The organism is Streptomyces sp. 11x1, from assembly GCF_032598905.1.
GTDB lineage: Bacteria > Actinomycetota > Actinomycetes > Streptomycetales > Streptomycetaceae > Streptomyces.
Map to the genome: position 1 here is coordinate 10,257,083 of NZ_CP122458.1, position 23,692 is coordinate 10,280,774.

The 23,692-nt window shown below is 72.6% G+C and carries 21 protein-coding genes and 2 pseudogenes; 14 read left to right on the plus strand and 9 right to left on the minus strand.

Features of this window, described 5'->3' with window-relative positions:
* Positions 1 to 248 precede the first annotated feature (248 nt).
* Entirely contained in the window at positions 249 to 1,409 is a 1,161-nt protein-coding gene (locus P8T65_RS45145) for a cobalamin B12-binding domain-containing protein (RefSeq protein WP_316731221.1), read from the plus strand.
* On the opposite strand, the gene P8T65_RS45150 is transcribed toward P8T65_RS45145, so the two are convergent.
* Positions 1,343 to 2,704, minus strand: a complete 1,362-nt coding sequence (locus tag P8T65_RS45150) for a deoxyribodipyrimidine photo-lyase (protein ID WP_316731222.1) — start codon at positions 2,702 to 2,704, stop codon at positions 1,343 to 1,345. The genes P8T65_RS45145 and P8T65_RS45150 overlap by 67 nt on opposite strands.
* A gap of 311 nt (positions 2,705 to 3,015) precedes the next feature.
* On the opposite strand from P8T65_RS45150, the gene P8T65_RS45155 reads away from it, so the two are divergent.
* Complete coding sequence (locus P8T65_RS45155; protein WP_316731938.1) at positions 3,016 to 3,519, plus strand: MarR family winged helix-turn-helix transcriptional regulator; 504 nt, start codon at positions 3,016 to 3,018, stop codon at positions 3,517 to 3,519.
* 157 nt (positions 3,520 to 3,676) lie between these two features.
* Entirely contained in the window at positions 3,677 to 5,839 is a 2,163-nt protein-coding gene (locus P8T65_RS45160) for an MMPL family transporter (protein ID WP_316731223.1), read from the plus strand.
* Positions 5,840 to 5,862: 23 nt separating this feature from the next.
* Here P8T65_RS45160 and P8T65_RS45165 read toward each other — a convergent pair whose 3' ends face one another.
* On the minus strand, positions 5,863 to 6,147 hold the full coding sequence (locus P8T65_RS45165) for a hypothetical protein (RefSeq protein ID WP_316731224.1): 285 nt from the start codon (positions 6,145 to 6,147) through the stop codon (positions 5,863 to 5,865).
* A gap of 42 nt (positions 6,148 to 6,189) precedes the next feature.
* Between P8T65_RS45165 and P8T65_RS45170 the strand changes: the two are divergent.
* A pseudogene (locus P8T65_RS45170) lies at positions 6,190 to 6,671 on the plus strand (LLM class flavin-dependent oxidoreductase); the annotation flags it as partial.
* 63 nt (positions 6,672 to 6,734) lie between these two features.
* Here P8T65_RS45170 and P8T65_RS45175 read toward each other — a convergent pair.
* The gene (locus tag P8T65_RS45175; protein WP_316731225.1) at positions 6,735 to 7,778 is read right to left on the minus strand and encodes an acyl-CoA dehydrogenase family protein; all 1,044 of its coding nucleotides are present in this window, start codon (positions 7,776 to 7,778) and stop codon (positions 6,735 to 6,737) included.
* Between the two features lie 417 nt (positions 7,779 to 8,195).
* Here P8T65_RS45175 and P8T65_RS45180 point away from each other — a divergent pair, with 417 nt between their 5' ends.
* The 4 genes from P8T65_RS45180 to P8T65_RS45195 all read left to right on the plus strand — a co-directional run bounded on the left by P8T65_RS45180 (position 8,196) and on the right by P8T65_RS45195 (position 12,178).
* A complete protein-coding gene (locus P8T65_RS45180) occupies positions 8,196 to 9,083 on the plus strand; it encodes a glycoside hydrolase family 19 protein (protein WP_316731226.1) in 888 nt (295 codons plus the stop codon).
* A 149-nt stretch (positions 9,084 to 9,232) separates the two neighbouring features.
* Positions 9,233 to 10,489, plus strand: coding sequence for a hypothetical protein (locus P8T65_RS45185; protein ID WP_316731227.1), 1,257 nt, complete (start codon positions 9,233 to 9,235; stop codon positions 10,487 to 10,489).
* Positions 10,490 to 10,645: 156 nt separating this feature from the next.
* Complete coding sequence (locus tag P8T65_RS45190; protein ID WP_316731228.1) at positions 10,646 to 11,041, plus strand: VOC family protein; 396 nt, start codon at positions 10,646 to 10,648, stop codon at positions 11,039 to 11,041.
* A gap of 60 nt (positions 11,042 to 11,101) precedes the next feature.
* Entirely contained in the window at positions 11,102 to 12,178 is a 1,077-nt protein-coding gene (locus P8T65_RS45195; protein ID WP_316731229.1) for an adenosine deaminase, read from the plus strand.
* Here the strand turns inward: P8T65_RS45195 and P8T65_RS45200 are convergent.
* From P8T65_RS45200 to P8T65_RS45210, 3 genes are all read right to left on the minus strand, one after another.
* Positions 12,154 to 12,675 (minus strand): mycothiol transferase, encoded by a 522-nt coding sequence (locus P8T65_RS45200; RefSeq protein ID WP_316731230.1) that lies wholly within the window; start codon positions 12,673 to 12,675, stop codon positions 12,154 to 12,156. The two genes, P8T65_RS45195 and P8T65_RS45200, sit on opposite strands and share 25 nt — an antisense overlap.
* An 85-nt stretch (positions 12,676 to 12,760) precedes the next feature.
* A complete protein-coding gene (locus tag P8T65_RS45205; protein ID WP_316731231.1) occupies positions 12,761 to 13,171 on the minus strand; it encodes a D-lyxose/D-mannose family sugar isomerase in 411 nt (136 codons plus the stop codon).
* A gap of 66 nt (positions 13,172 to 13,237) precedes the next feature.
* Positions 13,238 to 13,858 (minus strand): hypothetical protein, encoded by a 621-nt coding sequence (locus P8T65_RS45210; protein ID WP_316731232.1) that lies wholly within the window; start codon positions 13,856 to 13,858, stop codon positions 13,238 to 13,240.
* A gap of 240 nt (positions 13,859 to 14,098) precedes the next feature.
* Here P8T65_RS45210 and P8T65_RS45215 point away from each other — a divergent pair, with 240 nt between their 5' ends.
* Positions 14,099 to 15,646 carry a helix-turn-helix domain-containing protein gene (locus tag P8T65_RS45215; RefSeq protein ID WP_316731233.1) on the plus strand — a complete coding sequence of 516 codons (1,548 nt, stop codon included), beginning with the start codon at positions 14,099 to 14,101 and terminating at the stop codon, positions 15,644 to 15,646.
* Here P8T65_RS45215 and P8T65_RS45220 read toward each other — a convergent pair.
* Positions 15,636 to 16,541, minus strand: a complete 906-nt coding sequence (locus P8T65_RS45220; protein WP_316731234.1) for a LysR substrate-binding domain-containing protein — start codon at positions 16,539 to 16,541, stop codon at positions 15,636 to 15,638. The genes P8T65_RS45215 and P8T65_RS45220 overlap by 11 nt on opposite strands.
* Before the next feature lie 127 nt (positions 16,542 to 16,668).
* Here P8T65_RS45220 and mgrA point away from each other — a divergent pair, with 127 nt between their 5' ends.
* Positions 16,669 to 17,667, plus strand: a complete 999-nt coding sequence (gene mgrA / locus P8T65_RS45225; RefSeq protein ID WP_316731235.1) for an L-glyceraldehyde 3-phosphate reductase — start codon at positions 16,669 to 16,671, stop codon at positions 17,665 to 17,667.
* A 62-nt stretch (positions 17,668 to 17,729) separates the two neighbouring features.
* On the opposite strand, the pseudogene P8T65_RS45230 reads toward mgrA, so the two are convergent.
* Positions 17,730 to 18,002, minus strand: a pseudogene (locus P8T65_RS45230) (DUF1905 domain-containing protein); the annotation flags it as partial.
* A 418-nt stretch (positions 18,003 to 18,420) separates the two neighbouring features.
* Between P8T65_RS45230 and P8T65_RS45235 the strand changes: the two are divergent.
* From P8T65_RS45235 to P8T65_RS45250, 4 genes are all read left to right on the plus strand, one after another.
* On the plus strand, positions 18,421 to 18,831 hold the full coding sequence (locus tag P8T65_RS45235; RefSeq protein WP_217179003.1) for a hypothetical protein: 411 nt from the start codon (positions 18,421 to 18,423) through the stop codon (positions 18,829 to 18,831).
* Positions 18,832 to 18,910: 79 nt separating this feature from the next.
* Positions 18,911 to 21,235: an FHA domain-containing protein gene (locus tag P8T65_RS45240; RefSeq protein WP_316731236.1), complete on the plus strand. Its 2,325-nt coding sequence runs from the start codon at positions 18,911 to 18,913 to the stop codon at positions 21,233 to 21,235.
* Between the two features lie 5 nt (positions 21,236 to 21,240).
* Positions 21,241 to 22,038 (plus strand): hypothetical protein, encoded by a 798-nt coding sequence (locus tag P8T65_RS45245; protein WP_316731237.1) that lies wholly within the window; start codon positions 21,241 to 21,243, stop codon positions 22,036 to 22,038.
* Positions 22,031 to 23,035 (plus strand): serine/threonine-protein kinase, encoded by a 1,005-nt coding sequence (locus P8T65_RS45250; RefSeq protein ID WP_316731238.1) that lies wholly within the window; start codon positions 22,031 to 22,033, stop codon positions 23,033 to 23,035. The genes P8T65_RS45245 and P8T65_RS45250 overlap by 8 nt, the downstream gene beginning before the upstream one ends.
* Here the strand turns inward: P8T65_RS45250 and P8T65_RS45255 are convergent.
* A complete protein-coding gene (locus P8T65_RS45255; protein ID WP_316731239.1) occupies positions 23,007 to 23,471 on the minus strand; it encodes an RpiB/LacA/LacB family sugar-phosphate isomerase in 465 nt (154 codons plus the stop codon). The genes P8T65_RS45250 and P8T65_RS45255 overlap by 29 nt on opposite strands.
* Between the last annotated feature and the right edge of the window lie 221 nt (positions 23,472 to 23,692).

A 23,692-nucleotide genomic window follows, 5' to 3' on the forward strand; every position in this document is an offset into this window, starting at 1 on the left:
TTATTTTGCCTTTATGTGTAGTGGTCGGGGTGGAGTGGACCATGGGGATGGCGGCCGTCCCCGAGGGGCGCCGACCGCACCTCGGGGACGGGCCTGGACGGGGCCGCGCCCTCGACCGGCAGTGGCCCGGTCGTTCGGCCCCGCCCGTCAGCCACTTCCGTGGGAACCGGACCTTCGGATGCGCAGGGCGGCGATCTCGCCGAAGCGGGCTCCAGTTCGCACCGCTTCTGCATCGTATAGTCGCCCGCATGGGTGCATACGGGGAGGAAAACCCTGCCGATCCGGGACTCACCAGCGGAGCTCTGGCCCGCAGGCTGGGCGTGTCGCCGACCACCTTGCGTTCCTGGGACCGCCGCTACGGCATCGGGCCCGCGGTCCGCGCCGACGGCCGGCACCGGCGCTGGACCCCGCGGGACGTGACGGTCGTCGAGGCGATGTGCCGGCTCACCGCGGCGGGGGTGCCACCGGCGGAGGCGGCCCGCGCGGCGAAGGAGGGGGCCGGGGGCCGCAGTGTGGAGGAGGACCCCGGACGTGCCCGGACGCCGGACGGCGGGCCCCGGCCGTCCCGCGCCGCCGGCCCGACGGCCCCGGGGGACCTCCGCAGGGAGTGCCGGGGCCTCGCCCGCGCCGCCGTACGCCTCGACGCCCCGGCGGTGGAGGAGCAGCTGGCCGAGGCCGTCGAACGGTACGGGCTGACGGTCGCCTGGCAGGAGGTGATGGTGCCGACCCTGCACGCGGTGGGCCGCAAATGGGCCTCCTCCAGGGACCGCTACGTCGAGGTCGAGCATCTGCTGTCCTGGCACGTCTCCACCACGCTGCGCCGCCACACCCGGCCGCCCGCACCCCGGCCCGACACCACCGCGCCCGGACCGGTCGTGCTCGCGTGTGTGCCGGGCGAGCAGCACACCCTCCCGCTGGAGGCCCTCAACGCCGCCCTCGGCGAACTCGGCCTGCCCACCAGGATGTTCGGCGCGGCCGTCCCCGCCGAGGCGCTCACCTCGGCGGTCGACCGGCTCGGCCCCGTGGCGGTCGTCCTGTGGGCCCAGGCCCGCTCCACGGCGAGCCTGCCCCTCGCCCGTCATGTCGCCGCCGCGCGCTGGGGTGTGAAGGGCGCCCGCAGGCAGCCGCTCGTCGTGCTGGGCGGCCCCGGCTGGCACGGGCACCCCGCGCCCGGCACCGTCCGGCCGTCCTCGCTGGGCGACGCGGTGGAGGTGCTGTCGGCGCTGCGGGGACAGGTGGACCGGCCGGAACGGTCGCAACGGCCGTCTTCCGGCGCCGGGGCGGACGATCCGGCTCGTCGGGAGCCGGAGCCGCCAGAGCCGACGCCTCGGGATCCGGAGCGTCAGGATGCGCGTCCCCGGAGGAACCGTTCCCGTCCCTCGGCCAACTCCACGATCGGCTCCGGATAGTCCAGCGCCGCACGGTCCAACCCGAGCAGCTTCCACGGCTCGTGCACCGCCGGCCCCGCGACGTCCGCCAGCTCCGGTACCCAGCGCCGTACGTACTCCCCCTCCGGGTCGTACCGCTTCGCCTGGGTGACCGGGTTGAGGATCCGGTTGGGGCGGGTGTCCGTGCCGGTCCCCGCGACCCACTGCCAGTTGAGCTGGTTGTTGGCCACGTCGCCGTCGACGAGGAGATCCAGGAAGTGCCGGGCACCCACGCGCCAGTCGACGTACAGCGTCTTGGTCAGGAAGCTCGCCGTCAGCAGACGGCCGCGATTGTGCATCCAGCCCTCGTGGCGCAGCTGGCGCATGGCCGCGTCGACCACCGGATAGCCGGTGCGGCCCTCCCGCCACGCCTCGACCTCGTCCGGAGCGGATCGCCAACGGTCGTGCCTGGCCCGGTAGTCCACGGACGCGGCCGCCGGCCGCACGGCCAGCACCTGGCGGTTGAAGTCCCGCCACGCGAGCTGCCGTACGAACGCCTCGGCACCCGGGCCGCCCGCCCCGCGCGCCCGGTGGACCAGTTCGACGGGGGAGAGGGTGCCGAAGTGCAGATGCGGTGAGAGCCGCGAGGTGGCGTCGCCCGCCAGGTCGTCGTGCCGGTCCTCGTACGCCGCGATGCCGGACCGCAGCCACGAGGTGAACCGTGCGCGGCCCTCCGTCTCACCGCCGGTCGCCAGCTCCGGCGACAGGCCGGACAGCTCCGCCCGTGAGGGCGGTTCCTCCGAGCCGATCTCTTCCGGCACCCGTACCGTCCGCGGCGCGGCCAGCGGGTCGCGCAGCCGGTGCCGGGACCAGTGGCCGAAGTACGGCGTGAACACCGAGAAGTGGTCCGACGAGGCCGGTGTCACCGCCCCGGGGTCCACGACGGTCGTCACCGTCTCGTGCACGTGCAGCCGTACGCCCTCGGCCTCCAGGGCGCGCCGCAGCCGCTCCTCACGCCGCTGGGCGAACGCGCCGGCGTCGGCCGCCAGATGCACCTCGTCGGCGTCCGCCTCGGCAGCCACCTTGCACACCTCCTCGACCACGTCTCCTGAACGCACCACCAGTCGGCCACCCCGCTCACGCAGTCCCGCGTCGAGGTCACGCAGACAGTCGGCGAGGAACGCGAGCCGGTTGGGCACGGCGAACCCGGCAGCGACCACGGCCCGGTCGCGCACGAACAGCGGGACCACCTGCCGCGATCCGTCGAGCGCCGCGCGCAGCGGCGGATGGTCGTGCAGCCGCAGATCGGAGGTGAACAGGACGACCGAGACGTTCATGGACGGGCTCCGAGGATGGGGAAGCGGATGGGGGAGCGGAAGGGTAAGGGGATCGAGCGGGTTGGGCGGATCGGACGGGTTGGGCGGATCGGATGGATCTGACGGATACGGATCGGGCGCTCACGGGCGGACCGCCGCGCACGGCGGGGTCGCGGGGCCACGGCCCGCCGGAACGCGGTCGCGCGCCCCGCGTCCGGTGTCGCGGCCCTCGACATCACTTCCTCCGCGACAGCGGTCACGGATGCGCCCGGGGGGGCATTGCCGCGCGTTCGGGTGATCGGTACGGCGACTACGCTGACCGCGTGGCCACAGTGAACGATCCCGCTCGGCAGCCGGGGAACGACGGGGGTGCCGTCTCCGGGGCGCCGACCGACCTGCACGCCTTCGCCGTGGCGCTGCGCCGCATGAACGGCGAAATCAACCGGCTGGTGCACGCCTTCGCGGGCGACCACGGACTGCACGCGACGGACGTCCAAGCGCTCGCGGCGATCCTGGACGCGGAGGCGCCCATGACGCCGAAGCGGCTGCGTGAACACCTCGGGCTGACCTCCGGCGCGGTCACCGCGTGCGTGGACCGGCTGGAGCGCGCCGGGCACGTCCGCCGGGTCCGGGAGAGCGCCGACCGCCGGGTGGTGCACCTGTATTACGCGGCCGACGCGCGAGGGGCGGCCCGTACGTACTTCCGGCCCCTCGCGGCGGCGACCGAGGCCGCGCGTTCCCGGTTCACGGCCGAGGAGCTGGCCGTCGTCCTGCGCTTCCTCGCGGCGATGAACGAGGAGTTGGGCGCGGGCGCCGGCGCCGAGCACTCCCGCTGAAGCGGCCCCCGCCGGGTCGACCAACCCCCTGCTGAACCGGGGGAGCGCCGGGCCTCTAGGATCAGGTCGAGAAGTAACTCAATCATTGAGATTGTTTTTCGTTGAGTCATCTGTTTGGGTCACTCGTCGATGCAACTCCGCCCGACTCTGGAGCACCATGTCCCCCACCCCGCGACGCGCCCGCCGGCTCGTCCCCCTCCTGCTGATCGCCGTCTGGCTCGTCGTCGGTGGACTCCTCGGCCCGTACGCCGGGCGTCTCGGCGAGGTCGCCACCAACGACCAGGTCGCGTTCCTGCCGCGCAGCGCCGAATCCACCGAGGTCGTCTCCGCCCAGCGGGCCTTCCGGCAGGACGAGACGCTGCCGGCGATCGTCGTGTGGACGGGCGACGGTCTCGCGGAGCGGCGCGTCTCGGCCGACCGCGTCCTCGCCTCCCTCGCCGACACCCCCGGGGTCACGGGAGAGGTCTCGCCCGCACTCCTCTCGCGGGACGGCGAGGCGCTGCGGGCAGTGGTCCCGCTCAGGCCCGACCTCGGCGACAGGTTGCCCGAGACCCTCGACCGGATCCGTGCCGCCGCCGAACGCCTGCCCGGCACCACCGCCCACCTGGCCGGTCCCGCCGCGAGCCAGGCGGACCTGTCCGACGCCTTCGCCGGCATCGACGGCCTGCTGCTCGCCGTGGCGCTCCTGACCGTGCTGGTGATCCTGCTGCTCGTCTACCGCAGCGTGCTGCTCCCCCTGGTGATCATCCTCGGCGCGGTGTTCGCCCTGGGCCTCGCCTGCGCGGTCGTGTACGCCCTCGCCGACCGGGGCGTCGTCCGCGTCGACGGGCAGGTCCAGGGCATCCTGTCCATCCTCGTCATCGGCGCCGCCACCGACTACGCCCTGCTCCTCACTGCCCGCTTCCGTGAGGAACTCGCCGGCCGTGCCGACCGGTTCACGGCCATGCGGGCCGCGCTGCGGCAGTCCTGGGGCGCGATCGTGGCCAGTGCCGCGACCGTCGCGCTCGGCCTGCTCGCCCTGCTGCTCAGCGACCTCACCAACAACCGGGCGCTCGGGCCGGTCGGTGCCATCGGCATCGGCTGCGCCGTCCTCGCCACGCTCACCTTCCTGCCCGCCGTCCTGGTCGCCCTCGGTCACGCCGCCTACTGGCCCGCCCGGCCGGGCGCCCGTGCGGCCGCCGCGCGGCGCGGCGAGGGGGTATGGCGGCGGGTCGCGGACCTCGTCGACCGCGGGCCGCGCCGGGTGTGGGCCGTGACCCTGGTCGTCCTCCTCGCCGGCGCCGCCTTCGCCCCGACCCTGACCTCCAAGGGCGTCCCCCTCGACGAGACCTTCGTGGGCGGCGCCCCCTCCGTCGCCGCCCAGAAGACCCTCGGCGAGCACTTCCCCGCGGGCTCCGGCAACCCCGCCGTGGTCGTCGCGGACGCGGACCGGCTGGGGCCGGTGCTCGTCGCCGCCCGCTCCACCGATGGAGTCGCCTCGGCGGCGGCCGTCGGCGAGTCCGGCCGCCCCGGGTCCGAGCCGCTGGTCGTCGACGGACGGGTACGGGTGGACGTCACCTTCGACGCCGCCGCGGACAGCGACGCCGCGAAGCGGACGGTGGCCCGGCTGCGGACCGCTCTGCACGCCGTGCCCGGCGCGGACGCCCTCGTCGGCGGCTACACGGCACAGCAGTACGACACCCTGCGCACCGCCGAGCGCGACCGCACGCTCATCGTTCCGGTCGTCCTCGCCGTCATCCTCCTCATCCTGATCGGCCTGCTGCGTTCGCTGCTGCTGCCGGTGCTGCTGGTCGCCACGGTGGCCCTGAACTTCCTCGCCACGCTGGGCGTCTCCGCCCTCGTCTTCAAGTACCTGTTCGGCTTCACCGGGACCGACCCGTCAGTCCCGCTCTACGGGTTCGTGTTCCTGGTGGCGCTGGGCGTCGACTACAACATCTTCCTCATGTCCCGGGTCCGCGAGGAGTCACTGCGGCACGGCGTACGTCAGGGCGTGCTGCGCGGGCTGGTCAGCACGGGCGGGGTCATCACCTCCGCGGGCGTGGTCCTGGCAGCGACCTTCGCCGCGCTGGGCGTCATCCCGCTGGCCTTCCTCGCCCAGATCGCCTTCATCGTGGCCTTCGGCGTCCTCCTGGACACCCTCGTGGTGCGCTCGCTGCTGGTGCCGGCACTGGTGCGGGACCTCGGGGAGCGCGCCTGGTGGCCGGGGAAGGTGGGCTCCGGCGATGCGGCCGACGGCGGCAGGACGGCCGACGGCGGCGGGACGGCCGAGGACGGCGAGGTCGCGGACCGCGACGAGGCGGGTCGCCACGCCGGCCGGTGAGACGTGATCTCGCCCGGGGCGGGTCATGAGCCTGCCCCGGGCCGGGTCATGACCCGCCCGGCGCCCAGCGTCCGCGCCCCGTCGGTGCGGAAGTCACGGATCACCGGGATGAGCAGCGGCACGGTCGCCGTGCCCCGGGGTGTCCCCGGCGTCACGGTGATCGACGACTGGGACGGCCTCGGCCGGCGCACGACGGCCAGCGGCACCGTCCGTCTGGAGTGGGTACGGGTGCGGGGCGAAAGGTCCTGCCGCACCACCTCACCTTCGAGGGCCCGCAACTGCACGGAGTCATGGCCCAGTCGCTGCACGCCGCGATCGACGCCGGCATCGCCGGGGGCCCTCGCGGAGGCGCGAGGCTGGCCCGACTGCCCGACCCCGTGCCCGAGGTGTACATCGGCGGCTCCTCGCCGATCGCCGGGGAGATTGCCGCTTGGCACGTCGACGTCTACCTCACCTGGGGCGAACCGCCGGCCGAGGTCGCGAAGAAGATCGCCTGGATCAGGGAGCCGGCGGCGAAGGAGGGCCGCACGCTCCGCTTCGGGATCCGGCTGCACGCCATCACCCGCGACACCGCCGCGCAGGCGTGGGCGGAGGCGAACCGACCGTTCGACGGCTTCGACCCCGAGACCGTACGGTCCGGTCCGTGCAGGCCGGACTCGCCCGCAGCGGGTCCGAGGGACAGCGGCGCATGCTGGCCCTGCACGGCGGCAGCCGCGACGGCCTGGAGATCCACCCCGACCTCTGGGCGGGCATCGGCCTGGTGCACGGCGGGGCGGGCACCGCCCTGGTCGGCAGCCACGACGAGGTCGCCGAGCGGATCAAGGAGTCCCACGCGGGCCGCGCCCGCGGCACAGGTGCCGTTCGCGAGCTGACGCGCCGCGCGGACCCGGCCCGTTCAGTACGCCGCCGACAGCGAGGCGAGGTGGGCGCGGCGAACCTCGGGGGTCTGGCCCTGCACCAGGAGGAACATCGCCTCGCGGGCCAGGCGCTGCGCGCGGCTGTCCAGGTCGATGGCGCGTCCGCCACCGGCGACGACCGCCGCGGTCGTCGCCGTGCGCATCAGGTCGAACGCCTTCGTCTTGAGGGCCAGCCGCTCCGCCATGTGCTCGTGCGGCGCCGGATGGTCGGCGAGGGCGTACGCCTGCCGCCGCACCTTGTCGAGCCGCAGCCGGAGCGCCTTGGTCGCGGGGTCGTCCTGGTCGAGCAGGCCGAGGGCCGACTCGGCGACCCCGAACACCGCCGGCGAGGCGTTCGTCGGCTTGGGGCGGTCGCTCGCGGCCCACGACTCGTACGGCGCGTGCAGGGCCACGGCGTCGTCGGGGACCCACAACCCGTCGAGCTGGAGCGAGACCGTACGGGCGGCGGTGAGCGCCGCGAGCCGCATGGGCGCCGAGGCCCGCAACCCGGTCTGCGGACGGGCCTCCGTGAACGCGAACACCACCTCGTCCGCGTCCGTGACGCCGGCCAACAGCATCACGTCGTTGAGGCCCCAGCCGGTGTACCACGGCACCGTGCCGTGGAACCGCCAGCCGCCACGCCGGGGCACCGCCCGGACAGGGACGTGCGGATAGCGCCGCAGATGCGCGTACGCGACGCCGGACAGCAGCTCGCCGGTGGCCAGCTTCCCCAACAGGTTCTCCCTGGCCGGGAGTTCGCACTTCGCGAGAGTCAGGACGGGTGTGTGGTGCTGGGTCTGCACGAACCAGGTGGAGCAGCACGCCCCCGCCAGGATCTCGGCGGTCTCCCGCGCCACCGAGCCGGGCGCGCCCGCCCCGCCGTACGCCACCGGCGCGCTCACGCCGAGCAGCCCGGACCGCTTGATCGCCTGGATGGTGCTCGCGGGCACGCCCTCCTGGTCGACGCGCTCCGCCTGGGGCGCGAGGACCTCGGCGGCGAGTCCGCGCGCCTGGACGACGAGAGGGTGCGGTGACGTGGTCATGGGGTGATTCTCCCCGGCCCGGGTCCCGAAGATCACATCTTCGGGACCGGAAGATCACACGTTCTCCATCCGCCTCGCATGACGTGTGACCTGCGCCACGTCGGCCTGTTGTCAGGTCCTCGGACGCAAGCGGCCAGGCGGCTGCGTTCGGATGTCATTGTCGTCCCCGCGCGCCGGAGGGGTCGTCAAGCCCGTTCGGGGCGCCGAGGTTCGCGACCGCCCACGGCGCGATCGGGAGTTGACTGGTCTACACCCTTGACTGGTACAGACCAACGCGCTTGAGTGTGCCCCACACCCCCACCACGGCCGCCCCCACGCCGTGGCCGGCACCGCCGGCACGTGCGCGCGGGGTGCCTCCCAGCCATGCCTCCGGGCCCTCGCCCGGGGGCGGCCGTGCTCCACGAAGGAGTTGGTCACGTGTCGAGGCGCCGCATATCCGCCCTGCTGACCGCGCTGGTCATCGGCGGTTCCACCCCCCTGTTGCTGCCCGCCCAGAGCGCGTCCGCGGCTCCCTGTTCGAGCTATGCGAGCTGGGTGGCCGGCCGGTCCTACGTCACCGGCGACATCGTGCGCTACACCGACGGCAGGGCGTACATCGCCGAGCACGACAACCCGGGGTACGACCCCACCATCAGCACCTGGTACTGGGAGCCGTACGCCTGCGAGAGCGGCCCCACCAACCCCTCCGGGTTCGTGGTGAGCGAGGCGCAGTTCAACCAGATGTTCCCGAACCGGAATTCGTTCTACACGTACAGCGGTCTGCGGGCCGCCATGAGCGCCTACCCCGCCTTCGCCACCATGGGCAGCGACACCGTCAAGAAGCAGGAGGCGGCGGCGTTCCTCGCCAACGTCAACCACGAGACCGGCGGCCTCGTCCACATCGTCGAGCAGAACACCGCCAACTACCCCACCTACTGCGACTGGGGCCGGCCCTACGGCTGCCCGGCCGGACAGGCGGCGTACTACGGACGCGGCCCCATCCAGCTGAGCTGGAACTTCAACTACAAGGCGGCCGGCGACGCGCTGGGTCTGAACCTGCTGGGCAACCCCTGGCTGGTCCAGAACGACGCGGCCGTCGCCTGGAAGACCGCCCTGTGGTATTGGAACACCCAGACCGGTCCCGGCACCATGACCGGCCACAACGCCATGGTCGGTGGCGCCGGCTTCGGGCACACCATCCGCAGCATCAACGGCTCGCTGGAGTGTGACGGCAAGAACCCCGCGCAGGTGCAGAGCCGGGTCAGCGCGTACCAGCGGTTCGTCCAGATCCTCGGCACGTCGGCGGGCGGCAACCTGTACTGCTGAGGGGACCCGGTCGTGCACGCCCGGCTGCGTGGGAGACTGCGGCAGTCGGGCCACGACCGGGGCGGGCGTCCAGGCAAAGCGGCATCAACGGGTTCATATAGGCTGCCAGTTCTGTCCCTGCCGTTCGTCACCACCCGGGAGAGTCACCCGTGAGCGTAGCCACCGCCCACTCCGCATCGGCCGTACCACCCGCCGACGAGACACCCGCTACCGGCGCGGCGCCGACCGGGGACGAGGGTTTCTGGGTCGAGCCCGCAGCGGTCGAGACGCGGACCTCCGAGGCCGCACCCGCACCCGAGGTGCCCGCACAGGCCGCCGGGGGGACGGCTCCCGCGCGGCCGACGCCCGACAAGGTCGGGCCGTCCGGCCTCGACGTCACCGCCGAGGAGACCGTCGACGACACCCCGGTCGACGTCGTGGACGAGCAAGTCGCGCGCGACGCACGGGAGTTCGGGGTGTACGCGCGCACCGGTGGCTGGGCCTTCGCGCTGAAGGTGGCGCGGAGTGTGCGGCCCGGCGGGGAGCTGGCGGGCGAGACGCCGAAGGTGTCGGCGAAGCACTTCGCCGAGCTGGCGGGATGCTCGCCGGAGCGGGTCATGCGGTACTACAAGGCCTGGGACAGGGCGGCCGACGACGGCATGGTCCCTCACTTCGAGACACTGGCCCCCGGCGAGGAGGTCGACCTCCCGGACGCGGACGTGTGGCTGTCGTACTACAGTTCACGGTCCAGTGCGACCTCCGACCGGGGCACCGCGATCACGGCGGCGGCCGAGGCCGAGGGCATCCGCCCGACCAAGGCGCTGGAGGTCGCCGAGAACCCCACCGCACTGCGCGCCGCGATCCTCGCCGACCCCTCCACCGCTCAGGCGGCGCGCACAGCGCTGCTGGACCGCCTCAAGGAGGACCCGGCCCTCCAGACCGAGCTGGCCCGCGACATCGCCCGCACCGACGAGCTGAAGAAGGCCGTAGCCAGCGAGACCCAGGCGGCCAGCCGGATCGGTTACGTCCGGCAGATCGTGGAGAACGGGCAGGTCAAGACCCCGGCCGGGCAGGTCATCGACGCCACCGCCGAACTGCGCGCCGAGGCCGAGCGGCACCTGTCCCTCATCGATGAGCTCGACGACGACGAGGACACCGGCGAGTGGGCGACGGAGGCCTACGACACCGTCAAGGAACTCGTCGTCCAGACCGTGGAGTCCGACCCCGAACTGCGGGTCCAGGAGCGGCGGACCAAGTTCTACAGCAGCCTCCAGAAGGCGACGAAGGTCTTCGAGGAGCTGACCCTCGACGACGCCGTCGACCTCGACGCCATCTACGAGGACGACATGCTGGAGCGCCTGGAGGAACTTCAGCAGGCGCTGAGCACGTGCATCGCCGCCCTGCGCGAGGCGTCGCCCGGCGAGTGATCGCGGGCCTACGCCCTCCCGGGCCCCGAGACCCCCCGCATCGCGGGGGGTCTCGTCGTGCCGGGGGCCGCCCGGAGGTACGGGAAGAACGCCACTTGCCGTCCGATGCGTGTTACGTATAACCTCCCGGGAACCCCGAACGACCCGAGAGGCCCGATGAGACGCATAGCCCTGGTCACCCTCGTGGTCGACGACTACGACGAGGCCATCCGCTTCTACACCGAGGCGCTCGGCTTCCGGCTCGTGGAGGACGAACCGCGGCCCGACGGCGCCCGCTGGGTCGTCGTCGAGCCCGGGAGCGAGTGGCAGGGCGGCGGCCTGCTGCTGGCGCGCGCCAAGGACGAGGCGCAGCGCGGCCGGATCGGCGACCAGACCGGCGGACGCGTGGGGTTCTTCCTGCACACCGACGACTTCGCCCGCGACCACGCCCGGATGCGGGCCGTGGGCGTCAGGTTCCTGGAGGAGCCGCGCCACGAGCCCTACGGCTCGGTCGCCGTCTTCGAGGACCTGTACGGCAACCGCTGGGACCTCCTCCAGCCCGCCGCCGACTGAACCGTCCCCACCTCTCGACCCATCCCACCCCACCGCACCACCTGCCGAGGAACGAACGCCATGAGTGCTACGCGCATAGACACCGAAGTGATCCGCCGCCTGCCCAAGGCCGTCCTGCACGACCACCTCGACGGCGGCCTGCGTCCCGCCACCCTCGTGGAGCTCGCCGCGGAGGTCGGCCACACCCTCCCGGAGACCGACCCGGAGGGCCTCGCCACCTGGTTCTACGAGGCGGCCAACTCGGGTGACCTGGTGCGCTACATAGCCACGTTCGAGCACACCCTCGCGGTGCTGCAGACCCGCGAGGGCCTGCTGCGCGCGGCCGAGGAGTACGTCCTGGACCTGGCCGCCGACGGTGTCGTCTACGGCGAGGTCCGCTACGCCCCCGAGCTGAACACACGGGGCGCGCTCACGATGAGCGAGGTCGTGGAGACCGTGCAGGAGGGCCTGGCCGTCGGTATGGCGAAGGCCGCGGCCGCGGGCACCCCGGTCCGGGTCGGCACCCTGCTGTGCGGGATGCGGATGTTCGACCGGGTGCAGGAGGCCGCCGACCTGGCCGTGGCCTTCCGGGACGCCGGTGTCGTCGGCTTCGACATCGCGGGCGCCGAGGACGGCTTCCCGCCCGCCGACCACCTGGCCGCCTTCGAGCACCTGCGCCGCGAGAGCGTGCCCTTCACCATCCACGCCGGCGAGGCCCACGGGCTGCCCAGCATCCACCAGGCCCTCCAGGTGTGCGGCGCCCAGCGCATCGGCCACGGGGTGCGCCTGACCGAGGACGTCGTCGACGGCAAGCTCGGCCGCCTCGCCGCCTGGGTGCGCGACCGCCGGATCGCCCTGGAGATGTGCCCCACCTCCAACCTCCAGACCGGCGCGGCGACCTCCATCGCCGAGCACCCGATCACGGGCCTGCGGGACCTCGGCTTCCGCGTCACTCTCAACACCGACAACCGCCTGGTCTCGGGCACCACCATGACCCGCGAGATGTCCCTGCTGGTCGAGGAGGCCGACTGGACCCTCGACGACCTGCGCACGGTCACCGTCAACGCCCTCAAGAGCGCCTTCATCCCGTTCGACGAGCGCAACGACCTCATCGAGAACGTGGTGCTGCCCGGTTACGCCTCGGCGTCGTCCCGCTGAAGCAGTCCTCGTACGTACGCCGCCTGGCCGACGTGCTGGAGATCGTCGGCCAGGACACTGACCAGGCGCACGCCGAGGGTGACGGGCGGGGTCCACCGCTCGTCCACGACACGGTCCAGGTCGGCGGGCCCGAGCCCGCGCACGTAGTCCACCGTCCGGGCGTGCACGGCGTCGAAGTAGCCGGTCAGCAGGTCACCGGAGTCCACCCGGACCTCGGCGACCTGCGCCGGACCGTGCCCGTAGCCCGTGTCCCGGGGCGGCAGCGCGAGTCCGAGGCGTTTCTCCCAGCCCTGGGACAGCCAGACCTGGTCGAGACCGGCGGCGTCGGCCACGTGGTCGTCCTGGATCCGGGTGAGATGCCAGACCAGCCAGGCGACGGAGTTGGCCTCGGGGGCGGGGCGGGCGTGAAGCTCCGCCGGGGACAGTCCGTCCACGGCGGCGTGGACCTCCTCCTTGATCCGGCCGTACGCGTCGATGAGAACGTCCTTCACATCCATACGTCCACCATGGAGCATCGCGGCCGCGCCCGCACCGCCCCGCCCATCGATGCCGGTCCCCTGATCCGGCGCCGCTCGGTCCCCGTCAGCTGCCCGTGGCACCCTTCGTGCCGATGTGGAGGATCCTCAGGTCGCGGGTCATGCCGACGACCAGCTTGGTCGTCCTGCCGTTGCCCCAGGTGAAGGTGATACCGGTCTCGGTGTGGTTCGCGGTGCCGTTGTCGGTCACCTTCCACCGCGCCGGGGTGTTCTGGGCGCGCAGCACACCGTCGGCGTTGTTCTTCTTCTCCCAGACCTTGAGTTCCCAGCGCACGGCGGGTGGCAGGTAGAACTTCCGCAGCTCCTCGGCGAGTTGCCCGCCGCCCTCGGTGTTCCGGGCGTCGATGTAGGCGCCGTAGAAGTCGGCGATGCGGGTGATCGGGCCGGTCGGCTTGCCGGTGCCGGTGCCGGTGCCGGTGGCGGTGCGCGGGCCGCCGGCCGACGCGGTGGCCGTCACGCCGAGGCCGAGGGCCAGGGCGAGGCCTGCCGCCAGGGCCGTACGGCGGGTGGTGTCAGTCGCCGGTCAGTGGAGCTTGTTGACGGCGGTCGTCGTGGTCTTCTTGAAGGCCTTCACCGGCGCGTCCTTGAAGCCGCCCATCTGCCCCCAGTCCACGACCGTGACGGTCCGGCCGTCCCGGCCGACCGACAGGAGGCTGATGTCCATGGCTCCCCAGGACGTGACCGTGGCCACGCCGTGGACGCGGGCGCCCTCCTCGACGGCCAGCGTCCCGAGGTCGCGGTACTCGGCCTCGACGTCCGGGTCGGAGGACTTGCTCACACAGTTCTTGAAGTCCTTGTTCAGCCGCGCGGCGAGGGCCTTGGCCTTGCCGGCACTGCCTGTGACGACGACGACCTGCCGGGCGCTGGTCTCCAGGTCCGTCCGGTAGGAGCGGTGGTTGATGTCGTACGCCAGGAACGCGTCGCCGAGGCAGTAATGGAGCTCCTCGGGGAGACCGTCCTCGATCCTGCCGGCCGTCCAGGAGGACGAGGGGTGCGGCGGGAGTTCGGAGGCCGACAGGTACTTCGGTGCGCCGCTCGCCTTCGCGGCGGCGGCCGGAGTGGCGCCGACGGCGAGCGCGGAGCCCGCGGTGACAGCCGCCAGGGCGAGTGCGGTGAGCGTGCGAGGCAGGGTGTGCTTGGGCATGGAGGTCCCCCGTGAACGAGTACTGAGTGCGTACATGGAATGAATGGGCCGCTTCGCCGACGACGCCGGATGGTCCGTCCGGCCGTGGTCGGTGCGACACCAAGAGCATCGGCCGTCACGGGGCGTGAGCGCAACGGACTACCTCCGATCCCCGGCCATGGAACCATCCCAGCCCCTCTGACGTGCATGTCTGGGGAGTCCCTGGGATGCCGCCCCGGGGCGGGGAGGATGTGGAGAACAGTGTCGGCAGCACCGGACGACGTGCGGGAGTTCGCGGAAGCGCTCACGCGTCTCAAGGAACGCACGGACCGCAGTTACGGGCAGCTGGCCCGGCGCCTGGGCATGAACACCTCTACGCTGCACCGCTACTGCGCGGGTGACACCGTCCCGCTCGACTTCGCGCCCGTCGAACGCTTCGCCGCGCTCTGCGGCGCGACGGGCGCGGAGCGGCTCGAACTGCACCGGCTGTGGCAGCCGGCGGTGGCGGCGCGGCAGCGAGCGCGGACGGGTGGGGGAGGGGCGGCCGCCGAGCCGACACCGGAGTCGGCCGAGCGGGTCGGTCCCGCCGAGGCGGCCCAACGCATCGATGCCCCTGGCCCCGTAGGGTCGGACGAGCCCGCAAAGCGCGTCGAGTACGGCGAGCCGCCCGTGGAGTCGGCAGAGTCCGTGGAGTCTGTTCCGGCCGCCGGTTCGGCCGAACCCAGGGAGTCCTCGGACCCCACAGAGCCCAACGGGTCCACTGATCCGGTCGATCCGGTCGATCCGGTCGATCCGGTCGATCCGGTGGAGTCCGTCGGTCCGGTCGAGTCGGTCGACGCGCTCGCGTCGGTGCCTCCGTCCCGGCGGCCCTGGCACCGCCGTCGGCGCACCCTCGTCAGCGCGGCCGTCGCCGCGGTGCTCGTCGCGACGCTGGGCAGCCTCACCGTGCTCCCGTCCGGGAGGTCATCGGGTGACGGCACCGCGCCGGGCGGCGAGCCGACCTCCTCCCGTACGACCTCGGCGGCCCAGCGCCCGTCGGCCGCGCCCATGAGCCCGTCCCCAACGCCCTCGGACACCGGCAGCACCAAGAGCACCTCGGGAACCCCCTCGCCGTCGCCCACGCCCACCGGGACCGAGGCCCGTCCCACCGAGGACGACGACAGCGCAGAGAAGCAGGCGCCGGCCACCGGGGTGCCGCTCAGCTGGACCATGAAGTCCCAGATCTGGGACCTCGGCTGCGGTCATGACTACGTTGTCGCCGAAGCGCCGAAGGAGGTGCCCCCGCCGCCGGCGCCGCAGGACGCGGAGGTCTGGGCCGCGACGCAGCGTGCGGTGCACGGCGGGAACATGATCGTGGAGGTCACGGTCCAGGGACGGAAGTCCACGGACGTCCTCCTGACCGCGCTGCGGGTCCGCGTCGTCGAGCGCGCGGCTCCGGTCAAGGGCCACTCCTACCTCATGGGTGGGGGCTGCGGCGGACGGGTCACGCCTCGGTACTTCGACGTGGACCTGGACCAGGACCGGCCGGTCGCCCGCTCGGTGGACGGCGCGGACCTGGACGTACGGATCCCGGCCGTGCGCTTTCCGTACCGTGTGTCGGCCGAGGACCCGGAGATGCTGAAGGTCTCCGCCAAGACCGTGACCTGTGACTGCAGCTGGTACCTGGAGCTGGACTGGTCCTCCGAGGGCCGAACCGGCACGGTCCGGATCGACGACGAAGGCCGTCCGTTCCGCACGACCGGGATCGAGGGACTGCCGCGCTACGAGTACGACACCCTGAAGCGCCGGTGGACCCCCTTCACCGGCTGACCTCGGGACACCCCGCCGGGGTGTCGAGGAGTTCCATCAGGGCGCGCGCCGCGGGGCTCATGGCCTGCGGCGGCGGCAGCAGCGCGACCGTCTCGTACACGGTCTCGCCGGTGCCCTTGACGGCGAGCGCGACGAGCGAGAGGCGCTTGTGCTGGAAATGGCGCGGGACGACGGCGACACAGAGGTTCTCCTCGACGAGCTCCAGCAGGCTGTGCACGTCGTTGACCTCCAGGGCGACCGTGCGGCGGACACCGGCGGCGGCGAACACCGCGTCGGTGGTCCGGCGCGGGCCCCAGTCCGGGTGGAAGTCGACGAAGACCTCGCCACCGAGTTCCTCCGGCGTCACGGGCGCGCCGGCGGTGGCGAGGGGATGGCTCGGGTGGCACAGGACGATCATCGGCTCGCCGGACAGGGGGACGACCCGCAGCTGGTCGGTGTCCTTCTGCGCCGCCCGCACGGCGAACGCCAGATCGAGGCGGCCGCTCGCGACCTCCTCGGCCAGTGCGCCCGAGCCCGCCTGGCGCAGACAGATCTCCACATCCGGATGGCGGCGCCGGAACGAGGCCAGCAGCCCCGCCACGTTCAGCCCGGCCACACACTGCTCGGACCCCACCGCCAGCATGCCCCGCAGTACGCCCTGCACGGCGGCCACCGCCTCCCGCGCCGACCGCACCTGCGCGAGGATCCGCTCCGCCTCGCCCAGCAGCGCCCGCCCGGCGGGTGTGAGCATCACCCGACGGGTCGTCCGCACGAACAGCGGCGTCTGCAGCTCGCGCTCCAGGGCCCGGACGGAGGCCGACAGACCCGACTGGGAGACCAGCAGCCGTTCGGCGGCCCGGGTGAAATGCTCCTCCTCGGCGACCGCGACGAAGTGCTGGAGATGACGGAGTTCCATGACTGAGAAGCGTAGGCGCTGAATCCCATCGGATTCTTCTGTTGGACCAATGCCTCCAGGTCGCGACAGAGTGGGTACCGGTCCTCAGGGACTCCGGTCCCCTCGTGCCCACCTCTCTGGAGTCGCGTTGTACACCGCACACCCCGACCGCTACGCGGACATGCCCTTCCGGCGCACCGGACGCAGCGGCCTGAAACTGCCGGCACTCTCGCTCGGCCTGTGGCACAACTTCGGCCCCGACCGCTCCGTCGAGACGCAGCGCGCGATCCTGCGCCGCGCCTTCGACCTGGGTGTCACCCACTTCGACCTGGCCAACAACTACGGCCCGCCGCCCGGCTCCGCCGAGTCCGCCCTCGGGGAGGCCCTCAGGACCGACTTCGCCCCGTACCGCGACGAGCTGGTCATCTCCACCAAGGCCGGCTATCTGATGTGGCCCGGCCCGTACGGCGAGTGGGGCTCACGCAAGTACGTGCTCTCCTCGCTCGACCAGAGCCTGAAGCGCATGGGCCTGGACTACGTCGACATCTTCTACTCGCACCGCCCCGACCCGGAGACTCCGCTGGAGGAGACGATGGGCGCGCTGCACTCGGCGGTCCAGCAGGGCAAGGCGCTGTACGTGGGTGTCTCCAACTACTCGGCCGAGCAGACCCGTGAGGCCGCCCGGATCCTGGGCGAGCTGGGCACCCCCCTCCTCATCCACCAGCCGCGCTACTCCATGCTGGACCGGCGCCCCGAGAGCGAGGGCCTGCTCGACGCCCTCGACGAGCTGCAGGTCGGTTCCATCGTCTTCTCCCCGCTGGAGCAGGGCCTGCTGACCTCCCGCTACCTCGACGGCATCCCGGAGGGCTCCCGCGCGGCGAGCGACAGCCCGTTCCTGAACTCGGAGGCCGTCACCGAGGACCTGGTGGGCAGACTGCGCGCGCTGGACGAGCTCGCCAAGTCCCGTGGCCAGACCCTCGCGCAGCTCGCCCTGGCCTGGACGCTGCGCGGCGGCCGGGTCACCTCGGCGCTCGTCGGCGCGAGCAGCGCCCGCCAGATCGAGGACAGCGTCGGCGCCATCGCCCACCTCGACTTCGACACGGAGGAGCTGGTCCGCATCGACGCCATCATCGAGGGCAAGGCCTAGCCTCCGCGCCCGAACACCTCGGCCGGTCCGTACACCCCGGACCGGCCCCGGACCGACTGGCTTTCGATCCGCTCCTCCAGGCGGACGGTCACCGACTGCCCCGCCTCCTTCCCGATCGCCCCGCGCAGCTCGGCCCTGACGGGCAGCTTGTGCGTACCGTCGCCCAGGGCCATGAAGGAGCCGCGGAAGGGGTGGCCGTCGATCGTGCCGCGGACCTCGACCAGGCCGCGGGTGCCGAAGAATTCGGCGGACCCGGGCCACACCGGGTAGGACCAGCCGCCCTTGGCCGGGCTCTTCCGCAGCTCCGCCGTGAAGTGTTCGTCGAGCGTGCTCATGATGTCCCCTCCGCTTCCGGTGGTGCGCCACGAACGGGAGACCCGCCGGAGCGGAGGAAATCCCCGCGCCGGGGACATCGCCGCCGTATTCGGTGAACGCCTTGCCGTCGGCATACGTATGGATGGAAGCCGAAGCCCCCGGTCGGAGGCCCCTTCGCAGCGTTTCGGCCAATCGTGCCCTCGCATATGCCAGGAGACTGGCTGAATTGGCATGGTGACAGAGGGTCAGGAGTGGCGATACTCGACTGACAGGGCGATTGAGTCATGAACGAACGCGCACTGCCGCGTGCTCTTCACGTCACTGTGCGTGACGTTCTCGTCGCCGGATACGCACGACCAGCAAGTCTGCGAGGCGAGAGCAAGCCCGCGCGGCGAGTGGGGCCGGGCGGGTCCGGCGGTGCGATCGGGGGAGCGAAGCGTGCACGACGAATTCCTGTGCCATGTCACCGCGTACGGCTGGTGCGGCGGTCAGCGCGTCGGCGTGCCCCTCGGTACCTATCGCGCCCCCACCCTGGCGCTCGCCCTGTGGTGGATGCGCGACCGTGCGTTATGGATCGCCGAACGCCTCGACCCACGTCCCGAGAACCCGAATTTCCCTCCCCGTGCGGTCGTCCCGGTCGCCGACACCGTACCCGACGTACCCAGCCAGCTGCGCGCCTGGTCCGCCGACGACGTGCAACAGGATCTCGTCGCCGAGGAGTTGGCCGCCGGGAACCTGGTCCGGATCGCCACCAACGACGACACCACGGAGTACGAACTGCTCGCGGAGTCCGTCGACGCCGTCCGCATGCAGCGCATCGCCCAGCGCATCGCCGCACCCGCCGCCTGACGCCGGGCTCGACCCGGCCCCGGTCCGTGCCGCACCTCGCCGAGCGCGCATATGGGGACCCATCGGTAGAATTTTCGACATGGCAGAGCGGTCGATCGCCTCGACTGCGCCCGCACTCGTGCTGGAGACCGAGTCGGGCTCGACCGTGCTGGCCCCGTCCCACGACTACCACGTGGGGCGCGACCCGCTCAGCGACGTCGTCCTCGACGACGACCGGGTCTCGTGGCACCACGCGGTGCTGCGGGCCGAGGCCGGCCACTGGACCATCGAGGACGAGAACAGCACCAACGGCACGTACGCCGACGGCCACCGGATCCACGAGTGGGACGTCGGCCCCGGCACGGTCATCCACTTCGGGAGTGTGCCCGACGGCCCCCGCGCGGTGCTCACCGGTCTCGCCCCCGAACGCCCCTCCGGCATCCACCGCCCCGCCACCACCGGCACCTTCCGCCAGCCCACCAGCGTCCACCCGCTGCCCGAGCGGACCGTCCGCATCGGCCGCGCAGCCGACAACGACCTGGTCATCGACGACCTCGTCGTCTCCCGCCGGCACGCCGAGCTGCGGGCGAGGCCGGAGGGCACGTACGAGATCGTCGACCTCGGCAGCCACAACGGCACCTACCTCAACGGCACCCCCGTCGACCGGGCGCCGGTCACTCCCGGTGACATCGTCGGCATCGGTCACTCCGCGTTCTGCCTGGTCGGCGACACACTCCAGGAGTACGTCGACACCGGAGAGGTCTCCCTCGACGTCCAGGAGCTCACGGTCGCCGTCGACCGCGGCCGGAAGACGTTGCTCGACGGGGTGTCGTTTCCGGTCGGCGAGAAATGCCTCCTCGCCGTCGTCGGCCCGAGCGGCGCCGGCAAGTCCACCCTCCTGAACGCCCTCACCGGCCAGCGCCCCGCCGACACCGGCACCGTCCTCTACGACGGCCGCGACCTGTACCGCGACTACGCGGAGCTGCGCCAGCGCATCGGCCTGGTCCCGCAGGACGACATCCTGCACGCCCAGCTGACCGTCCGCAGAGCCCTCTCCTACGCCGCCGAACTCCGCTTCCCCCAGGACACCGCGAAGGCCGAGCGGCAGGCCCGGGTCGACGAGGTGATCCGCGAACTCGGCCTGGAACAGCGCGCCGGCCAGCCCATCCACAGCCTCTCCGGCGGCCAGCGCAAACGGGTCAGCGTCGCCCTGGAACTCCTGACCAAACCCTCCCTGCTCTTCCTGGACGAACCGACCTCCGGGCTCGACCCCGGCATGGACCGCTCGGTGATGCACATGCTGCGCGGCCTCGCCGACGACGGCCGCACCGTCATCGTCGTCACCCACAGCGTCCTCAGCCTCGACGTCTGCGACCGCCTCCTCGTCCTCGCGCCCGGCGGCAAGGTCGCCTACTACGGCCCGCCGGAGGACACCCTCGCCTTCTTCGGCTTCCAGCAGTGGCCGGAGGCGTTCGAGGCCTTCGAACGGGACCGGGAGCGGGACTGGGCGGGGGAGTACCGCGACTCGCCCTTCCGGAGCCGGTACGTCACCGCCACCATGGACCGGCCCTACCAGGCCGAATCGGAACCGGTCGCCGTGGCGCCGCCGCCCAAGCCGCAGAGCTGGGGCGCCCAACTGGGAACACTGGTCCGCCGGTACACGGCCGCGCTCAGCGCCGACCGCACCTTCCTCGCCATCATGATCGCGCTGCCGTTCGTGATGGGGGCGATGGCCAGGGCACTCGCGGGCGGCACCCTGGACCGTGAGACCGCCATGAACGCACTGCTCATCCTCTGCGTGGGCGGCGTCCTGACGGGCGCTGCGAACGCCGTGCGCGAACTGGTCAAGGAGCGGGTCATCTACCGGCGCGAGAGAGCCGTGGGCCTGTCCAGATCCGCGTACCTGATGTCCAAGGTCGTCGTCCTCGGCACGGTCACCGTCCTCCAGGCCGTCGTCCTCACGCTGGTGGCGCTGCTCGGCGTCGACCTCAACGCCCCCGGCGGCGAAGGGGTGTTGCTGCCACCGCTGGTCGAGATCACGATCGCCGTGGCACTGCTCGCGTTCACCGCGATGATGCTCGGCCTGGTCGTCTCCGCGCTGGTCCGCAAGGAGGAGGTCACCATGCCGCTGCTGGTGCTCCTCGCGATCGTCCAGGTCGTGTTCTGCGGCGCCCTGCTGGACGTGCGGGGCACGATCGTCCTCGAACAGCTGGCGTGGCTGGTGCCGTCGCGGTGGGCGTTCGCCGCGATGGCCGGCACGATCGACCTGGAACGGATCGTCCCCGACACCTCTGACCCGCTGTTCGCGCACTCGGCGGGCGTCTGGCTGCTCGACCTCGGGATGCTTGTCGTCCTCTCGCTGCTCTGCGGCTGGGCCGTCGCCCGGCTGCTGCGCCGCCGTGAGCCCGCGGTGATGCGGAAGTAGCCGCCATGACGACCCCCGGCTTCCTGCCCACCCATGTCGTCCCGCCGGACGGCCTGCCCGCCTGGGAAAGCCCGGACCCGGCCCACCCGACCGTGGCCCTCGACGCGCTGCTGCCGGTCCAGCTGCTGGAGCGGCGCGGTGACTGGGGCCGGGTCCTGTGCGCCAACGGCTGGTCCGCCTGGGTCGACGGCCGCCTCCTCGTCGCCGTACCGCAGGACCCGCCCGCCGCCGGTGCCGCGCACACCCGCACGGCCGACCCGCGCCCGCTGCTGGCCCGCGCCGAGGAGGCCCTGACGCGCTACCGCACCGAGGCGGAGGCGCTGGCCGCCGGGCACCGCGACGGCGAGTCCTTCCGCGAGCGCACGAAGGGGCTGCGGATCGGGGTGGTCGTCGACGGCGAGTCGCTGTGGTTGTTCGACGCGGCGCACGAGCGGTGGGTGTACTGCGACGGGACACGGCTGAGCACGTTCGCCGCGGTGGACGAACCGCGCGAGACCCCTGCCGCCCCCCGCTTCACACCGGCAGCCGCCCCGGCCCCGGCTCCTGCATCGGCCCCGACACCGACCCGGGCTCCGTCTCCGGCATCGTCCCCGGCCCCGGAACCGACACCGACACGGGCCCCGGCTCCGGCAACGTCCCCGGAACCTACGAGGGTCGTGGGGGAGCCGGTGCGCGAACCGACGGACCGGCGAGCGGCCGACCCCTCACCCGCCGGGCCTCGGCCCGCCACCAGGCCGGCCGACCGGGGGCCGAGCGAGGACGAGCCCACGCGCCTGGTCCCGCCGGTGACCCGTGATGAGTGAGACGCAGCCGTACGCCGGGCGTCCCTCCGAGCTGGTCGGGCGGCGGATCGCCGGATACCGCGTCGAACGCGAGATCGGCCGGGGCGGGATGGCCGTCGTCTACCAGGCGCGGGACCTCCGGCTGGAGCGGACGGTCGCCCTGAAGCTGCTCGCCCCGGAACTGGCCCGCAACGACACCTTCCGGCGCCGCTTCACCCACGAGTCACGGGTGGCCGCCGCGATCGACCACCCCCACATCGTGCCGGTCTTCGAGGCGGGCGAGACGGACGGCGTCCTCTACATCGCGATGCGGTACGTCGCGGGCAGCGATCTGCGGCACCTGCTGGACCGGGAGGGGCCGCTGCCGGTCACGACCGCGACTCGCATCGCCGCCCAGGTCGCCTCCGCGCTCGACGCGGCGCACGACCACGGCCTGGTCCACCGGGACGTCAAGCCCGGCAACATCCTCGTCGCGCGGGGCACCGACAGCGACCACCCCGAGCACGTCTACCTCACCGACTTCGGCCTGACGAAGAAGTCGCTGTCCCTGACGGGCTTCACCACCGTCGGCCAGTTCGTGGGGACCCTCGACTACGTGGCACCGGAGCAGATCTCGGGCAAGCCGGTCGACGGCCGCTGCGACGTCTACAGCCTCGCCTGTGTCGTCCACGAGACGCTCGCCGGGCGGCCGCCCTTCCAACGGGACGACGACATGGCCCTGTTGTGGGCCCACCAGTACGACCAGCCGCCGCCGCTGACCGGCGTGCGCCCCGATCTGCCGCGCGCGGTGGACGACGTCATGGCGACCGCGCTGGCCAAGTCCCCGGACGACCGGTACGACTCCTGCCTCTCCTTCGTGGCGGCGCTCCGGGCCGCCGGCACCGCACGCGGCTTCCCGCCGGGGCACGCCCCGACCCGGGCGGTCGCACCGGCCGCGTCCGGACCGCACGACGCCCCGCCCGAGCCGCCCCGGTGGGCCGCACCCGTGTTCATCCGGTCCGACCGGCACCCCGGCTGACGTCGAGCCGCTCGATGTGGGCCACGTTCTCCCGGTCGTCGGCGTCCGAGCCGGCATCGGCGGCGAACCAGGCGTCCAGGATCTCCTTGAGCAGCGGCTCGGAGGTCAGCCGCAACCCGATCACCAGCACATTGGCGTCGTTCCACCGGCGGGCGCCGTCGGCCGTGTAGGCGTCCGTGCACAGGGCCGCCCGTACACCGGGCACCTTGTTCGCGGCGATCGACGCGCCCGTGCCTGTCCAGCAGCACACGACGGCCTGGTCGGACGCGCCGGAGGCGACCTCGCGCGCCGCCGCCTCGGAGCAGACGGCCCAGCGGGGGTCGTCCCCGGCGCGCAGCGCGCCGTGCGTCACGACGTCGTGGCCCCGGCCGCGCAACTCCGCGACGAGGAGACGCGCGAGAGGTTCGTCCATGTCGGAGGAGACGGAGATCCGCATGCTCCCGAGGCTACCCGGCTCCTAGGCTTGTTCTTTTCTCTTCTGACCTCGAACGGCGTCCCGAACACAGTCACTCACCATCTCGGCAAGCCGCTGATGCTCGCCGCCGCCGTTGCCGCCGGAACCCTGGCGAATGCGGCCGTGGCCATCGGCCTGAAGAGCCTGCGCCGCACGGCTCCGGCCACGGCGCCGAAGGGCACCGTGGGTGCCCGGCAGGCCGT

Excerpts from the sequence above, each read along its gene's own strand:
- P8T65_RS45245 (WP_316731237.1), top strand. The coding sequence starts at position 21,241 with ATGACGACCCCCGGCTTCCTGCCCACCCATGTCGTCCCGCCGGACGGC.
- P8T65_RS45160 (WP_316731223.1), top strand. The coding sequence starts at position 3,677 with ATGTCCCCCACCCCGCGACGCGCCCGCCGGCTCGTCCCCCTCCTGCTG.
- P8T65_RS45190 (WP_316731228.1), top strand. The coding sequence starts at position 10,646 with ATGAGACGCATAGCCCTGGTCACCCTCGTGGTCGACGACTACGACGAG.
- P8T65_RS45200 (WP_316731230.1), bottom strand. The coding sequence starts at position 12,675 with ATGGATGTGAAGGACGTTCTCATCGACGCGTACGGCCGGATCAAGGAG.
- P8T65_RS45220 (WP_316731234.1), bottom strand. The coding sequence starts at position 16,541 with ATGGAACTCCGTCATCTCCAGCACTTCGTCGCGGTCGCCGAGGAGGAG.
- P8T65_RS45175 (WP_316731225.1), bottom strand. The coding sequence starts at position 7,778 with ATGACCACGTCACCGCACCCTCTCGTCGTCCAGGCGCGCGGACTCGCC.
- P8T65_RS45240 (WP_316731236.1), top strand. The coding sequence starts at position 18,911 with ATGGCAGAGCGGTCGATCGCCTCGACTGCGCCCGCACTCGTGCTGGAG.
- P8T65_RS45145 (WP_316731221.1), top strand. The coding sequence starts at position 249 with ATGGGTGCATACGGGGAGGAAAACCCTGCCGATCCGGGACTCACCAGC.
- P8T65_RS45210 (WP_316731232.1), bottom strand. The coding sequence starts at position 13,858 with ATGCCCAAGCACACCCTGCCTCGCACGCTCACCGCACTCGCCCTGGCG.
- P8T65_RS45250 (WP_316731238.1), top strand. The coding sequence starts at position 22,031 with ATGAGTGAGACGCAGCCGTACGCCGGGCGTCCCTCCGAGCTGGTCGGG.
- P8T65_RS45150 (WP_316731222.1), bottom strand. The coding sequence starts at position 2,704 with ATGAACGTCTCGGTCGTCCTGTTCACCTCCGATCTGCGGCTGCACGAC.
- P8T65_RS45255 (WP_316731239.1), bottom strand. The coding sequence starts at position 23,471 with ATGCGGATCTCCGTCTCCTCCGACATGGACGAACCTCTCGCGCGTCTC.
- P8T65_RS45195 (WP_316731229.1), top strand. The coding sequence starts at position 11,102 with ATGAGTGCTACGCGCATAGACACCGAAGTGATCCGCCGCCTGCCCAAG.